The 15,943-nt window shown below is 41.4% G+C and carries 11 protein-coding genes; 7 read left to right on the plus strand and 4 right to left on the minus strand.

Translation table 11 applies throughout. The annotated features are described in order from the left end of the window. Positions 1-122: 122 nt before the first annotated feature. The 3 genes from ACQKFG_RS15550 (at position 123) to ACQKFG_RS15560 (ending at position 2,266) form a co-directional block, all read left to right on the plus strand. Positions 123-1,556 carry an alkaline phosphatase gene (locus ACQKFG_RS15550; protein ID WP_427560418.1) on the plus strand — a complete coding sequence of 478 codons (1,434 nt, stop codon included), beginning with the start codon at positions 123-125 and terminating at the stop codon, positions 1,554-1,556. Positions 1,557-1,819: 263 nt separating this feature from the next. Beyond that, on the plus strand, positions 1,820-1,987 hold the full coding sequence (locus tag ACQKFG_RS15555) for a hypothetical protein (protein ID WP_427560420.1): 168 nt from the start codon (positions 1,820-1,822) through the stop codon (positions 1,985-1,987). 78 nt (positions 1,988-2,065) lie between these two features. Further along, positions 2,066-2,266 carry a hypothetical protein gene (locus ACQKFG_RS15560; protein ID WP_427560423.1) on the plus strand — a complete coding sequence of 67 codons (201 nt, stop codon included), beginning with the start codon at positions 2,066-2,068 and terminating at the stop codon, positions 2,264-2,266. Positions 2,267-2,297: 31 nt separating this feature from the next. Here ACQKFG_RS15560 and ACQKFG_RS15565 read toward each other — a convergent pair whose 3' ends face one another. The 3 genes from ACQKFG_RS15565 to ACQKFG_RS15575 form a co-directional block, all read right to left on the minus strand. Then, positions 2,298-4,367, minus strand: coding sequence for a SpoIID/LytB domain-containing protein (locus ACQKFG_RS15565; RefSeq protein WP_427560426.1), 2,070 nt, complete (start codon positions 4,365-4,367; stop codon positions 2,298-2,300). A gap of 258 nt (positions 4,368-4,625) precedes the next feature. Further along, entirely contained in the window at positions 4,626-6,632 is a 2,007-nt protein-coding gene (locus ACQKFG_RS15570) for a penicillin-binding transpeptidase domain-containing protein (protein WP_192207219.1), read from the minus strand. Between the two features lie 155 nt (positions 6,633-6,787). Continuing rightward, the gene (locus ACQKFG_RS15575; RefSeq protein WP_427560429.1) at positions 6,788-8,224 is read right to left on the minus strand and encodes a hypothetical protein; all 1,437 of its coding nucleotides are present in this window, start codon (positions 8,222-8,224) and stop codon (positions 6,788-6,790) included. 465 nt (positions 8,225-8,689) lie between these two features. Here ACQKFG_RS15575 and ACQKFG_RS15580 point away from each other — a divergent pair, with 465 nt between their 5' ends. Next, on the plus strand, positions 8,690-8,833 hold the full coding sequence (locus tag ACQKFG_RS15580; protein WP_427560432.1) for a hypothetical protein: 144 nt from the start codon (positions 8,690-8,692) through the stop codon (positions 8,831-8,833). 28 nt (positions 8,834-8,861) lie between these two features. Here the strand turns inward: ACQKFG_RS15580 and ACQKFG_RS15585 are convergent, their stop codons facing one another. Beyond that, positions 8,862-9,179: a hypothetical protein gene (locus ACQKFG_RS15585; RefSeq protein ID WP_427560435.1), complete on the minus strand. Its 318-nt coding sequence runs from the start codon at positions 9,177-9,179 to the stop codon at positions 8,862-8,864. Positions 9,180-9,724: 545 nt separating this feature from the next. Between ACQKFG_RS15585 and ACQKFG_RS15590 the strand changes: the two genes are divergently transcribed. The 3 genes from ACQKFG_RS15590 to ACQKFG_RS15600 all read left to right on the plus strand — a co-directional run bounded on the left by ACQKFG_RS15590 (position 9,725) and on the right by ACQKFG_RS15600 (position 15,881). Then, positions 9,725-10,618: a helix-turn-helix domain-containing protein gene (locus tag ACQKFG_RS15590; RefSeq protein WP_427560438.1), complete on the plus strand. Its 894-nt coding sequence runs from the start codon at positions 9,725-9,727 to the stop codon at positions 10,616-10,618. A gap of 672 nt (positions 10,619-11,290) precedes the next feature. Next, positions 11,291-12,916 carry an SWIM zinc finger family protein gene (locus ACQKFG_RS15595; protein ID WP_427560441.1) on the plus strand — a complete coding sequence of 542 codons (1,626 nt, stop codon included), beginning with the start codon at positions 11,291-11,293 and terminating at the stop codon, positions 12,914-12,916. Further along, on the plus strand, positions 12,909-15,881 hold the full coding sequence (locus ACQKFG_RS15600) for a DEAD/DEAH box helicase (protein ID WP_427560443.1): 2,973 nt from the start codon (positions 12,909-12,911) through the stop codon (positions 15,879-15,881). Before ACQKFG_RS15595 ends, ACQKFG_RS15600 begins: the two co-directional genes overlap by 8 nt. Positions 15,882-15,943: the final 62 nt, after the last annotated feature.

Raw genomic sequence — 15,943 nt, forward strand, 5'->3', positions numbered from 1 at the left:
CGGCTGGATGCCCTTCCATAAAGGGCTCTAAAAAGATTAGCTCCATCCTGAAAATCAGGGAGGGGATTTTTTATCGATTTAAACAAATAATAGGAAGACTTTCAACCACTGGAGGATTACAGATGAATAAGACAAGCAGAAAATTCATTTATAAACTTGCACAGCCGCGTCACTTTGGATTATTCGTTCTTATATTTTGCTTTATTTACATGAGCTCCCCTATTCAAGCAGAGACAAAAAAAACACCCAAGAATGTCATATTGCTGATTGGCGACGGCATGGGGGTAGGGGCCATAGAGATTGCCCGGCAATTGGAATATGGAAAGACAGGTGTTCTACATTTGGAACAACTGGAGCATGTTGCCCTGATGCGCACGTATTCCGCCAATAATTTCGTCACTGACTCAGCTGCCGGAGGGTCTGCGATTGCCACTGGTATAAAAACCAACAATGAATCAATCGGTGTCGATGCCAATGGTTCCGAGGTGGATAGTATATTGGATGCGTTTCAGAACGATGGAAAAAAAGTGGGGATCATCTCAACCAATATGGTAGTCGATGCCACACCCGCTGCCTTTGGTGCAAGTGTTCCTAACCGCTGGACAGGTGGCGCAAATATCGCGAGGCAGCTATTTGATAACCGAATCGACGTCATTCTCGGCGGAGGTGCCAGCTATTTCAAGGCGGATAAGCAAAATGGCGAGGATTTAATCGCTAAATTTAAACAAGCTGGATATGGGTTTACGACGACGAAAGAAGAACTGAGTTCCATTAATAAACCGGAAAAACTTTTAGGGTTATTTCACCCAACCTATATGAATTTTAAACTGGATAAAGACGTATTACATTCTCAAGAGCCATCTCTACCCGAAATGACAGCCAAAGCGATGGATATTTTATCGAGAGGTAATAAAGGATTCTTCTTGATGGCAGAAGGTGCCCGTATTGACCATATGGAGCACGCCGCCGATATCACTGGAATATGGAAAGAAACGATCGAATTTGACCAAACCGTGAAAGAGGTAGTAAATTGGGCGAAAAATCGAAATGATACATTGATTGTTGTACTTGCAGACCACGAAACAATGGGGACCTCCGCTTCTGAAACAATGGATATCACTGCATTGAAAAAAATCAAGGTTTCATCTGAATATATGTCCAAACAGCTTACATTCGATAAAAATAATGAAATCAATCCAGAAAGTGTCGTTTCCACATTCAAGAAGTATGCACATATATCCCTTACGGATCAGGAAGTCGACCAATTCATCGATAACGTAAGAAATAATAGAACGCTTGTCTATCGACAACATCAAATCGATTGGGAAATCGGAAGCACCATCGCCAGGTACCATAAGGCGGGTGTAGCCGATCGAAGCATACGGGCGGCCAGTTCCACAGGAGGGCACACAGCCAATATGATTCCCATTTTCGCCTCGGGTCCAGGCAGTGAAGCCTTCGATGGAGTCCTAGAAAATACGGATATTTCGAAAATCATCACAAAAGCCGCCGGCGTTCCGTTCACACCCGGTCAGCATAAAACAAAAGAGCAATGAATACATTCATTCCTCTTTTAAAATTCTATCTCATTCACTCATTTTTTTCAGTACGCATTTTTATTGATGTCCGTTAACTCAATGTTTTGGTGAGTATACTCGTGAATTTGGCGCGTTTACTCGTGAATTTGTGCTTTACTCGTGAGTTTGGTGCGTTTACTCGTGAGTTTGTGCTTTACTCGTGAGTTTGGTGCGTTTACTCGTGAATTTGGCGTGTTTACTCGTGAGTTTGTGCTTTACTCGTGAGTTTGGGCCGTTTACTCGTGAGTTTGCTCCTTTTACTCGTGAGTTTGTGCTTTACTCGTGAGTTTGGGCCGTTTACTCGTGAGTTTGATGCGTTTACTCGTGAGTTTGGCGCATTTACTCGTGAATTTGGTGCGTTTACTCGTGAATTTGGCGTGTTTACTCGTGAGTTTGTGCTTTACTCGTGAGTTTGGTGCGTTTACTCGTGAATTTGGCGTGTTTACTCGTGAGTTTGGCGCATTTACTCGTGAGTTTGTGCTTTACTCGTGAGTTTGGCGCGCTTACTCGTGAATTTGTGCTTTACTCGTGAGTTTGGTGCGTTTACTCGTGAGTTTGGCGCGCTTACTCGTGAATTTGGTGCGTTTACTCGTGAATTTGGCGCATTTACTCGTGAGTTTGGGCCGTTTACTCGTGAATTTGCTCCTTTTACTCGTGAATTTGATGAAGAATCTAAATATCCTTTATAAAAAAAGACGCCCTAATTAACGTCCTCCTCATTCATTTTTTTACATGTTTTTTTAATACATACCCAATTTGGCTTCCCTTTTTCACTTTATACCATTCATCTTGTTGAGACAGGATCGTTACGGCTTGGTCCCTGTATAGATTCCCGACCGTTTCAGAGGATGCATTTTTATTTTCTTTAATATATAATTCGCTTGCAGTCACTATTCCCGTGGTCTTCCTAATGGAGATTTTCGTTGAAATGGATTTCTGGTTTTCACTCTTATCCTTAGCGGAGATTGTCACCGTAAACATCCCGTTGGACATATTTTTGAAATCCCAGGTTGCCGATTGCCTGCCTTTATTGAACTGCTTTTCAGAAAGGATGCCAACAACCTTTCCTTTACTGTTCTTAATTGCCACTGTTACATTAGCGTTTTCATTAATGGTATAGGTTATGTTCGCTTTCTCGGTACTATAATCACCCGATGTATTGACATCGGTTATTTTCGGTGCCGATGTATCTTTACTGATCTTAATCGCCATCGTGTCCGAACCTTCAATCCCGCTTCGGTCCATTGCTGATATTGCTGCTTCATATGTACCGTTACTTACCGCTTTTGTGTTCCAGATTGCCGAATGGGTACCCTTTTTCATTGTTTGGTCACGGACTGGGATAGCTAAGGCTTTCCCTTTACTATTTTTAATCGTGAGTGTAACCACAGCATCTTCTTTTAGGGAGTATGTGATTCCAACCTCATCATTTAAGCGATCCGTCACCGCTGTCATGTTTACTGAATTCGGTTCCGACTTTACGACAAGTTCCGTTTTAGATCCAGCACCTGGTCCATATTCCTTTTCTATAGTTGTGTCAGGATAATAAAACGCCAAAATCTCTTGATATGATTGGCCTGCTTCCGCTCTGTTTTTCGCTCCAAACTGACTTAGTCCTACACCATGCCCATATCCTGATCCTTTAATGGAAATTTTGGAAGGATCAGTAGATGAATGGTCAACCAAATAGCTTTTCATCACCTCTTGCCCCACCATGCCCCTGATTTTGGAAGCCGCGACATTAGTAAGCTTAACCGTTTGCTGCAAAAGTTTCCCCCTGTCATCAACGAGATCCCTTATATAGAAATTCAGTTGGATGGAGCCTTTCGTTACACGGCCTCCCGCTTTTTCATCTGTAAATGTTAACAAGGGAATATCCGTTATTTTAATATCTTTATTCGCATATCCAATATTCTTCAGCCAAATCTTCAGTTTCGGCACAACCATTTTATCTTTTTCCTTTACACTTGCCCACCATTCTTCCGGTTTAGATAAATTCATTTTTGAAAGGTCGATTTGCTGTTTGTCCAGCATTATCTCCCAATTGGTTTTCGAATCATAGAGATCTTCTTTTATAGATAAATATGCAAGGGGGTTGCCACTTGACCAAACATTTGAATTCGATTCGGTCATTCCTCCATTGCTTGAGGAAAAGAACGCTTCGATTATTTCGCCTTCATGTTTGATTACCATGCCCTTTGTCTGTTCAATGGCTGAATTAGTTCGATAGTGATCGGCAGCCCCCCCATATACTTGGTAAGAAACCGTATCATCAATTATTGTGGATTGATGGCGAAGTGCATAAGTCCGGGCGGCAATCGCCTGTGCTTTTAAGGCTTCGGCATGCCATAGTGCGGGCATCTCCAGCGGGACAACGCCCTTTAGGTAATCTTCCAGATAAACATGATTGATCGGCCGGATGTAACCGTCCTCCGCTGTAAATGAAAATGAGCCAAGATACGTACGGCCGTTTATTGACAATGAAGCATCAGGCTTAACTGGAATCACCTTAAAGGAAGCATAAGATCCCGTTTTCTTAAAACCTTTGTATACGGCAAGTTTAGCCGACTCCACTTTCAAAGTCAGATTTTCACCCGCCCTAATGAATATCTCTCCCCCTGAAGTTCGGTAGTCCCCGGTTGCCGTTATTTTGACACTGGTTCTATTCCCCAAATAATTCTTCAGTTTCACTTCCATCGTTGTGTTCTCTTCCGCTGCCGTTGCTTCATGAGAAGGAAATGTAAAAAAAATGATAAAGAAAGCGATAAACAAATACCTTAAAATTCTCATTGCTTTTCATCCTCATCCCTATTCTATTTATCTTTAGCATGGGTAATGGCCTGGAAGATGTCACTGCTGCAGAAATCGGATCCCGCTTGCATGTACTCTTTTTACATTCTGTATGTCCGACTCATTATCCTTCAAATCCAGCTTTATTGTCTTAACAAAATGGAATCCTCAACGTGTGAAAAATATAAAAGCAGGACATGTATGAAACCATGTCCTGCTTTTTAGTGGTAAATGCTTGCTGCATTTTCACCCGCTTCTTTACTTCAAATACTTTTTCAACACCGGTTTCATATGATCGATAACGACATGGCTGCCGCCTCGTCCTTTTACATCTTCCATCATCCATGCCATGAGAAGTTCCGGGTCTTCTGTATCCATGGCAACAAACCAGCCATTTTCTGTTCCGTCGGCATTTTTGGATGCCTTGATTTCGGCAGTTCCCGTTTTGGCAGCGATCTTGATGCCAAGATCATCTATTCCATGTCCGCTTCCTTTAGGATGTTCCACCACTTGTGTGAGCATCTTGGTGACCTGATTTGCTTGGTCTGCTGATATCGCATGTTCTTTCCATATTTTCTTTTCTGTTTTATCTCCTGTTATTAACGAAGGTGTCAGGATGTTTCCTTCATTCAAGAAGGCTGAATAGGTCATGGCAAGATGTAGCGTGCTCATTTGGACTTGCGCTTGACCATATCCGGCATCCGCCAAGCGTCCCTCACTGTCGATCTTACCGATGCTCGATGCTTTGATCGGATAATCGTAGTTCAAAGACTCATCAAATCCGAATGCCTTGAGTCCATTTGTGAATTTTTCCTTTCCAAGCCCCAAAGCTTGTTGGGCAAAGTAAATATTGTCTGAATAAATTAATGCCTTTTCCATATCGATTGGAACACCGGGGTCCGCCACCCTTGTAATGGAATGATCTTTCCATGTTGATTTGGCCCACGTTTTCCCTTGGATATTGATCGAATCTTTCGGATCCACACCATTTTTCAGGGCGATTGCCGCAGTGATGGCCTTAATGGTTGAACCAGGTGCAAACGTCGAACTGAAGCGGTTTAAAAGTGGTTTGTCCGGGTCTTCTTCAAGCGCTTTTTGTTCCGCCTTTGTTATCCCGAAAATATATTTATTAGGATCGAATGACGGACTTGAAACAAGTGCAAGCGTTTCGCCTGTCTTCGGATCAATTGCCGATGCCGATCCAGTTTCATTCTTATATTGCTCGAAGATATCTTTTTGAAGCTCGGCGTCGATGGTCAAGGTAATTGTTTCTCCCTCTTCAGCAGGCTTTTCAGCAATCACTTTTTCTTCGCCATCTTCGGTTTTAATAAAGATTTTACCTCCAGGTTCACCTTTAAGCCGCGCTTCCAACACTTCCTCAAGACCTCGCTTGCCAATAACGTCACTTGCGGTATAACCTTTTCCTTTCAATTTCTCCAGATCTTCCGCAGATGCCTCACCGACATATCCAATTAGATGGGCAGTAGCCTCTTTATACGGATATATACGCTCTTCCGTATTATTGACAGATACACCGGCAATGTTCAATAGCTTTTCCAAGGTTGCCGTATTATCATTTGACATCTTCTTGATGGGCACGAAATAGCTTGGCTTTACCCATGATTGTTTTAATTTCTGATTCACTTCGTCGGTGGACATTTTGAGGATTCCAGCGACCTTTTTAACCGTTTCGGATTCGTTGGCCATTTTCTCTGGCACGATCCCCACTTCTGCTACCGTTCCATTCATGGCAAGGCCGCGTTCATTTCTATCGACAATTTCACCGCGAATGGCTGGATACGATTCAACCGATACTTTCTCTCCAGCTTCCAATTGAGGGAATATATAGCTTTCATCCCACTTGATGTACCAATTTTCTTCCTCGCCTTCCCCTTCCTTGACAAGTGTCGCTTTATGGTCAGAGCTGACAGCACCAGCCATAGTGGACATGTCAACGGTATATGAAAGGCTTACCTTTTCTCCATCTTTATGCTTTTTCTCTTCTTTAGGCTGTTTATAGTCCACCTTTAATTGGTCGGCTTCTATGCCTGTATAGATTTTTTCATAACGCTTCGCAAATTCATCCGCACTGATTTCTTTCTTTGTCTCAGGCGACAGATACTCGTACATCTTCGCAAAATCCTGTTTATTCCAAAGCTTCGTATATGCCGCAAAGCGATCTTCCGGACTTGGCTCATTCGAGCATCCGGCCAGGAACAATACGCTCATCAACAATAAGCTGGAAACTAAAGCTAATTTCTTCATGATTTCCTCCTAATGAATAGTTAGAATGATATACCTATAGTTTAGCAAAATATTAGGGGAATGGGGGATTTTGCATTCCGAATTTCTTAATTTTTCTAGTTGACCATGTTTTTTCTAAAACAAAAGTCCTGTACATGGTGTACAGGACTTTTATATTAAAGCATTCTTTTTTTTCGGCTTTTTTTCTCATTTAGCCATTTTTTCAAGAAGAAAAAGCCCAAGATGGCCGAAATGACCAGACCGCTTGTCGTAACAATGACAGCCACCCATTCGTATAGGGTGTAATTCATATAAGCTTTCCACGGTAATTTCCCTTTCCAATCTTCAATATATAGATTCATTCCGAATATCCCGGAAACAACCGTATAGATCGTTAGTATTTGCAAGAGATAATTACTGCTTTTCCCAGACAGTTTATCCTGATTTTGATAAAGATAGGAAAGTGTTTCCTTCACTTCCTTGTAGAGAGCGGCAATCCTGAAGGCTTCATCCGTTTTTTTGAATAGCTCTTTACCGATTGACGTACTATTAACTTCAGTGAATAAGTACTTTGCAGAAAACTGAGTGATCATGAAAATCAGCTGTTCCGTATCCGCTTGATCTTTTTCCACATCTATCTTGGAATGTTCATGGGACAATTTAAGCAGTACGATTTTATAATAGAAGAAAAGCAACACTGTATAAAAATGCTGGCCATACATTTCGCTTGCCAGTTCCTGCTCCAGTTTACCTTTCGCTTTCGTGACACACGCAAAATGATACATGCTAGTTATATAATAGGTTTCCTTGCCCCACCTGTCATATACCCTTTCTTGATAATACTTGTCTATATAATCGGGGTTTAATGCGCCTATATATGGCTCACCATCATTGTCATACCCGTTCAGTTCACTGATTCGGAATAAATCATTTTTAGTAATATTACGATTCTCAGGGAATGCAGTATAACTGATCACGTACATTCTTTCATCGATGAAAAAGGGCAAACTGCCAAAATATGTAGGGTTACTTTGTTCTTCATCCATATATTCCTCAATTGGCGGCAATAGTTCATTGAAAATGAAATCCTTCACCTGTTCATACTGATTTTCCCGACAGCCTACTTTCGTTTTTTCTTCATCATCAGCGATCGGTTCGAGGATTCTGAATGTATCGCCAAAATAGAGCACATCATCATAAGAAAGCCCCTCAGGCAAAGTAATGCGAAGATTCATCATGCCGATATGAAATGGGCATATGAAAATATCTATAGAGTTGATAATAAATGGGGTATTTAAATAGGGTGATTCGAAGGTACAATCAATATCCAGTTTTTTCGTAAAACGCCGCAAGCCTTCCTTCTGTTTTGCATTGCCTGGAAATAAAATCGGCTCGATGTAAGGCATGAAATACTTTTCCAATTTACGGTGAGAAACTTTATGGCCACCGTAAAATTGTTTTTCTTGTTCCATATCTTTCAAATTCAAAAAAACGAAATTGTCCTTAAACAACTTTTCCACAAACTTTTCAATCATTTTTCCTTCAAGCGCAAATGGAAAAATGTACTGCTGGAAAGTTCGCTTAGTGGGATCATTTTTCATTTTCACATACATATAATATATTCCTCCGATTAAACTGCTGAAAAAAAGGTTTAATTCATCTTATTTCTTATAATTACCCATGTATAGACAAACAAAACGATACATATTATAGAAATAATGTGGACAAATTGCCCAAATAAAAAAATCCCCCAAGCAAGTCCTCGGGGGCCATCGAAAAGAGTCCTTCAACCCTCTTCACTTTAGGGTACTAGAAACTGATGTTTCTAATGAAAAATCCGATATTCGGACCATTTTAACATTTATTTAACATATGATAAAACACGAATTTCCTCCATATTTCGGCAATACCACTTATTATTACCTTATTAATCCTTATATACAGTGATTCGCAGAAGAAAATATAACTATAGGAATAATTATGTAAATTATTTGTTCATTATTTTTTCCCTTTATCATGAAAATCATGTTTTAACTAATGAGAAACGGGTAAATAAAAAAAAGCAAAGGAGAGACATCATGAAATCTGATAGCAATAAACAATACTTTAAATTTTTTGAAAGAACAAATAACGCTAAACCAAGTGAACGGAAACAAATGAGCGATTTCATCAAAAAGAAGATGAATACTCAAAACTCTCATTTAAATGGTAAAAACTCATGACGGGTTGTATGTCATGAGTTTTTATCGTTTAAAATGCGATTTCATTTCCCTTAAGGTTGTGCTTTACACATTTCTTGATACCGATTACATTCAAAAAATGTTTGATTTTCTTCATCGACGTTGCCTGATATTCATCTGCAATGGAAAACTCTTTAATATAGGCGATTTTTTCTTGTATATCTGTATCTATATGATCTTGGCTGTATTCTTTTTGATCTTGTTTTTTGCATGTGTACACCACTGCTTCACCAATATTCCTGGTTGCCTTATCAAAATAAAAAGAAAACACAATGGCACATTCATCATCGTAAAAAGAGGGCTGAACCTTCATATTAATATCCATCATTCACCTTACACCTCTCTCCGTTTTGTTATTTACACTATAACAAAATCATTAAAGGGAAATAGGTGTTACAAACTACGCTCACGTTTCTCCCGCACCTACCAAATGAACCTAACACCCCCCATTCATAGATAATTATAACTACAGGAATATGCGCAAAAGAATAATCATTTAATAATAATAAAAAAAACATCTTCTAATGAAGATGCTTGAATGATTGATAGGGATGCTCCATTACTTATTTATATAAACCTGGAAGTTCTGCGTAAAGGCCTGGTAATTCGCTTGGGACAATAACAAAAGCAGCGATGATAAGAAAAGATACGACTAATGCTTTAGTACTTTTTTTCATAGGTCATTCCTCCTTTTCTTTTAAAAAAATATTGGTTAAAATAGAAATTAATTCTATAGTTATATTTAACCACACTTCTTAAAACCATATATTTCGACTAAAGATTCTATTTAAACCGTTCAGGACCTGTACATACCGCTTTCACCGATTTTTCATGACAAAATATAACTCTAGGCATATTTTAAGGAGAATCAAAATGGATTTTTTTGCAGTTGGACAAAAGATCAAAGAGCTACGTAAACAAATCGGGCTTTCCCAGGAAGAGTTGGCATCCGGTATTTGTACACAAGCACAGATAAGCAAGATTGAAAAAGGCGATGTCTATCCATATGCATCCACCCTCTACTTAATTTCCCAACGTTTAGGCGTTGATGTAAACTATTTTTTCGATATTGGAATGACCCCTAGGCTGGATTACGTTGAAGAAGTGATTTATCAATTAAAAATAGCCAGGAGAACCCGTAATTACGAGGAAATGCAGCAAATTGTAAAGGCTGAGGAAAACAGTCCCCTCTTTCTTCAAAATAAAAAGAATCTTCAATTGATTCTTTGGCACAAGGGAATATACGAATATGAAAAAAATAAAGATTTAGATAAAGCCATCGAATTCATTAATCAGGCCATCGCCATTACTCATACGACCGACAAAATATATTCTGAACGGGAGCTTGAAATCTTAAGCAGCCTTGGTGTAATGTATGTTGCCGAAGAACAGTACGAAAATGCATTCGCCTTGTTAAGGAAAGCTTTGGATCACTTGAAAGCCCTTCCCTTTTTGACGGATAAAACGCTAAAGACACGCCTATCCTATAATTTTGGCAGAGTGTTAACACGCCTGGTCCGATACGAAGAGTCCATTGCCTGCTGCCAAGATGCCATAAAGTGGTGCCTCGAACATGATCAATTATATGCTTTAGCTGATTTACACTACCATTTAGGTTACAATTTTGAACTTATAGGTAACTTTGAAGAGGCAAAAGAGTACTTGGAAAAGTCAGCGTTTCTATTCGATTTACAAAAAAATCATACCTTTGTGACATTCATCAACAAAAAGTTGGATAGTTGGAAGAACGAAATGAAAATAAACTAATTCTATATTTTTGGCCATTTCCCACTGGAATGGCTCCAGACTGGCAAACTCGATGAAAATCGAGTTTGTCTACATTTTTTTAGGAATGTACAATTTGAAAGTTGCCTTCTGGCTCCCTCTCCAGTCAACTTTGTATTAACTTTTATAGAGAACCCCATTTGCCTGCAAACTGAGCGATTCACCAGGAATATGTATAATTTCTCACGCATCATTTTCAAAACCTCCATTCTACATTTTAAATTCCAAGCCAAAATGAAGTATAATAAAGAGATGCTTCAAAAAACGCACCTTTAAAAAAGGTTCCCGCCCCTCATCAATTAGTTTTGTGAAGTGTGATGAGGATGAAGGATTTCAGGCATGGTTAACGTTAATGCCAGTTATTCCTGTTTATAGCCGAACCGCTTATATTCAAGGGGATTTTTGACGATATTGACTTTTACAGGGTTTTTATGAATATACGGCTAGAAGCAGTGATGCCTTGTTCGATTAACTGGATTAGAACGTAAAGAGAACGGCCATGGAAAAAGCCCGCCAATCACTCTCGGGATGTAATATATGCAAGGCCCAAGAATAACCAGGGGCAGGATTACGATATGTTAAATAACTGATGATCATGATCATACAAAAAATATAAATTTTGGTAAACAGGGCTTGTCCCTGAAGGAGGAGAGTATGGAGCGGGAGTTGTTGTTAGTTGGGGAGCGGCTGGCGGAATTTTTGGAGGCCGGGGATCCGGAAGATTCGGATGTGGTGAATCAAGGGCTCCAGTTATACCGTCAGGGGCTCGTTAATATTAAAGAAGAAGCGGCGGACACGATTGCGGCTGAGGTACAGGATGGGACACGCTTTAAGGCCAGGCTGAATCTGCTCTTCCCTCAGGATGGAAGCTGTACATGTGATTCAAGGTTCATATGCCGGCATCAACTGGCCGTTTTCTTTTCTGCATATTCTGAACACGCTAGTGTTTCCGAATGGCTGAGTGAATGGAAAGCACCAAAAAACACCTCAACTGCCCAAGCACTGCAGCAGGTTAAACGGGCAAGTGAATTACTTAAACAGGCGGCGGGGAATTCCATCACCTTAGATAAAAGCTACCCATCATGGAAGCAATTCGTCCATGATGCCTTTGCGGAACATATCGAGCCTCATATAGGCGAGGCTACTTATATGATTGAAAATCATATACAAACTTACTTTAAACGCCTTAGCTCAAAAGCTCCAATGGAAAGGGAATGGAAGTTGCTTTATCATTTCGTTACGCAATTTTGCACGATGCAGCAGACACTGAGAGTGATTCAGCTGCATAAAAGTGAGACGCAAACGATCAGGGTCTTTTATGCACTTGCCGTCGACCTGGCAGAAGAGCTGCATGAATCGGTACAGCCGCTTAGCAGGCAAGCGAGGCCCTTCGCCTTTGATCCCTTCGTTTTCAGCATCAAGGAAGATGTAGCTAAACTACTGGATGGAGGAGAAGGCCTGGAATACGAAAAGATTGACCTCTACCGGGAGATATGGAGCTACTTGTTCTCCAACTCCTCATGGCGTAAAGAGGAACTGGAACGAATCAATAAGGAACTTCCCGACAAGTATATGGGCACTACAGAGAGGACGTCCTATTCCCTCGCAGCCATTCACCTATCCCTTTTGGAGAACCATGATGAACAAGCGATTGAGCTTCTTCATGGATTGAAGAAGGAAGCCTGTCCATACATTTTTTATTGGCTGAATCTCCTGGCTGAATCTGACAACCGGTCACGTACCATCCCTTTCATTGAATTCATCAATCATAATGTCCAGGAATTCCTTGCCGGTTTATCGGATTATTATAAACGGGTAGATTTCGTCCGAACGTTCACGACTTTAATTAATAGTTGCTGTTATAAATTAAAACGGACCGATTTGCTTGAGAAATTTTACAGGGCCACCCTTCCGCACAGCTATTGGAACTATGCAAATTTCCTTTTTGAACAAGGACAATATAAAAAATGGGTGGAGATGCATATTTACTCGGAAATCAGCATTGACTTAATCAGCAGTGAATCCATCAAAGAAGTGGTTTCAAAAGAACCGGAACTAATCCTGCCCCTTTATTATCATGCGGTCCAGGAAAAGGTTTCTTTGAAAAACCGGCCTGCTTATAAGCAAGCTGTCCGTTATTTGAAAAGGATGCGCACCATCTATAAAAAGAGCAAAAAGGAAGACGTATTCGATCGTTATATACTTTATGTAGCAGATTCAACCAAACGGCTTCGCGCTTTCCAAGAAGAACTAAAAAGGGGTAAGCTTATCGATGTTTAATCCAGGGAAATTAAAAATCAAAATAGCGGCTCTCGAAAACGGAACTTACGCCCTTGGTGTCGTCAATGAAGAGAATACCTTCCTCACTACGAATTATATACGCAGGCTGTTATTCAACTGGGATGACGCAAGCTTTTATGGTACCAAAATGACTACGGATATAGTGGATGGAAATCAAGTATTCATTCTTGACGCTTGGGGACTTCTCAACTTTTTTGCTAGGGAAAGCTTTAACTCCTTCATAGAATGGGAATGGTCCGAGTTATCCTCCCTTTGCCTTTCAGCAGCGCCCGTTCTACATGAATCCATTGAAGCCGGAATCCCCGTACCGGATTTCACTAATCTTCAGTTGGACTCCATCGGCTGGAAGCTGCCGGAAGAAGTGGAGGAGGAATTCGTCCCTTCCTTTTGGGAAGAAGAAATATCTTTGGATCTCCCTTCACCTGAACTGGAAACCAACCGTACTTTTATCGAAAAGTGGTATAACGGTGCCGCTAATATGTATTTAAAAAACTATTCACCCATGCAGCATAAATGGAGCGAGGCCGTCGGGGCATTAAAGGATACACGGCTCTCTCCCGAAGAATTGCAGGCCTTTTTTGACAAAGACAGCTGGCAGGAATGGCTCGGAACCCTTCCTGACCCCAAGCCATTCACTATAGGTCTCCGGTTAACTGAGCCTCCTGATGGCAATGGGCCTTGGATACTCGATGTTACCCTTCGTTCAAAAAGGGATGAGAATATCATTGAAACATATACAGGAAATAAACTGCCGCGCGGCTGGAATAAGTATGCAAGTGAAGTGGTGCGTGCTACGAAACGCTGGCAGCTCGTCGTGCCATGGCTTGGGGAGAATGGCCGTCTGAAAAGGGAAATTTCAGAAACGGATGCATGGGAATTCTTGACCGATGCAAGCGAAAAACTCCTGTTTCTTGGCGTCGAAATTCTCCTTCCATCATGGTGGCTTGCCTTGAAGGAGTCCTCATTGAAGGTCAAGGCGAAAGTGAAGAGCCAATCGAACCGCGGCCCGTCTTATGTCGGGTTAAAAGCTTTAATGGACTTTGATTGGCGGTTCTCATTAAATGGCAAAGAGCTCACCGAGGCGGAGTTCGAGGAGCTCGTCAATGAAAAAAGGCGGCTTGTCTTCATCCGCGGCCAATGGGTCAAGCTTGATCCAGCTTTCATTAAACAAATTCAGGAGCTGATGGAAACAGCTAATGAAAAAGGCATCCAATTGACTGACTTGCTGCAACAGGAACTGTTGAATGGCATAAATGAAGATGGCGATGACGATTCTGAAAACGACGAGATGCTCAGGATTCAATTTGAATTGAACCAGGAGCTCCGTAAAATGGTTGGAAGACTCCGGGAAACCAGAAACATTTCCATCCTGCCCGTCCCTCATGCACTTCAAGGTGATTTACGCCCCTATCAAAAACTGGGCATGAGCTGGCTCCTTTTTTTAAGGGAGCATGGTTTTGGTGCTTGTCTAGCCGACGATATGGGACTTGGAAAAACCGTCCAGATGATAGCCTACCTACTTCATGTGAAAGGCAAGGAAGGAGCCGGTAAAGAGCTCCCCACTGCCCCTAGGGATAAACAAAAAAGTGAACCGATCATTGTCGAAGAGGATAGCAGCACAGAGAGCAGTGATGAGGCTGAGATCATTGCCACTGCCCCCGAATCCGTCTCTGTACAATCGGCGCTCATCGTCTGCCCGACATCGGTCCTGGGCAACTGGCAAAAGGAATTGGAGAAATTTGCACCATCACTTAAAGTTCACCTTCATTACGGATCGAATCGTGCTAAAGGTGAAGCATTTACTAAACTGGCAGCCGATCATGATATTGTCTTAACATCATATGGACTGACCCACCAAGATGTGGCTGAACTGACCACCATCCATTGGAGCAGCGTTATCCTTGATGAAGCGCAAAACATCAAGAATGCCCAAACAAAGCAATCCAAAGCGGTCCGCAAGCTAAACGGCAGACATCATATCGCCTTATCGGGTACGCCGATGGAAAACCGTTTAAGTGAGCTGTGGGCGATTTTTGACTTCATCAACAAAGGTTATCTCGGAACGCTAGGTCAGTTTCAGGAAAAATATGTGGCGACCATTGAGCGTGATGAACAGAAGGATAAAATCAAGGAATTGCAGCGTTTGATACAGCCATTCTTGCTTCGCCGTACAAAACGCGATAAAGAAGTCGCCCTTAATCTTCCGGATAAGCAAGAACAAAAGGAATTCGTTCCGCTTACCACCGAGCAAGCATCGTTGTATGAACAACTGATAAAAGATACATTCAATGATATCGAACAACTGTCTGCCTTTGAAAGAAAAGGCATCATCCTCCAGATGCTGAATAAGCTCAAGCAGCTTTGCAATCATCCAGCTCTTTACTTAAAAGAGACGGAGAAGGAAAACATCATGAAGGCACCTAACCGATCAGGCAAACTCGAGAAACTGACCGAGATTATCGATGCTGTCCGCGAACAGGATGAAAGCTGCCTCATTTTTACACAATATATCGGGATGGGCAATATGATTAAAGAATTGCTGGAAAAACGATATGGCTTTGAAGTGCCATTCCTGAACGGGAGTGCGAACAAGAAACAGCGTGATGAAATGATCACCCGATTCCAAGATGGGGAATTCCCCATCTTCATACTCTCGTTGAAAGCAGGCGGCACTGGACTTAATCTTACAGAAGCGAATCACGTGATTCACTATGATCGCTGGTGGAACCCGGCTGTTGAGAATCAAGCCACCGACCGTGCTTACCGAATAGGGCAACAGCGTTTCGTTCACGTTCATAAGCTAATCTGCACAGGGACCCTGGAAGAAAAAATCGACCAGATGCTTGATAAAAAGCAAGCCCTGAACGACGAGATCATAAGCAGTGACAACTGGATCACCGAACTTTCCACAGAGGAAATCAAGGACTTGGTTGCTCTTCAATAACCCGCTCTCACGATATGAAGATGAATGAGGGCAGGTTGTCAGCTTATCAGGACAAAAAAAGG

It is taken from the genome of Peribacillus sp. NPDC076916 (genome assembly GCF_050269675.1).
In the GTDB taxonomy this organism is placed as follows: domain Bacteria; phylum Bacillota; class Bacilli; order Bacillales; family DSM-1321; genus Peribacillus; species Peribacillus aracenensis.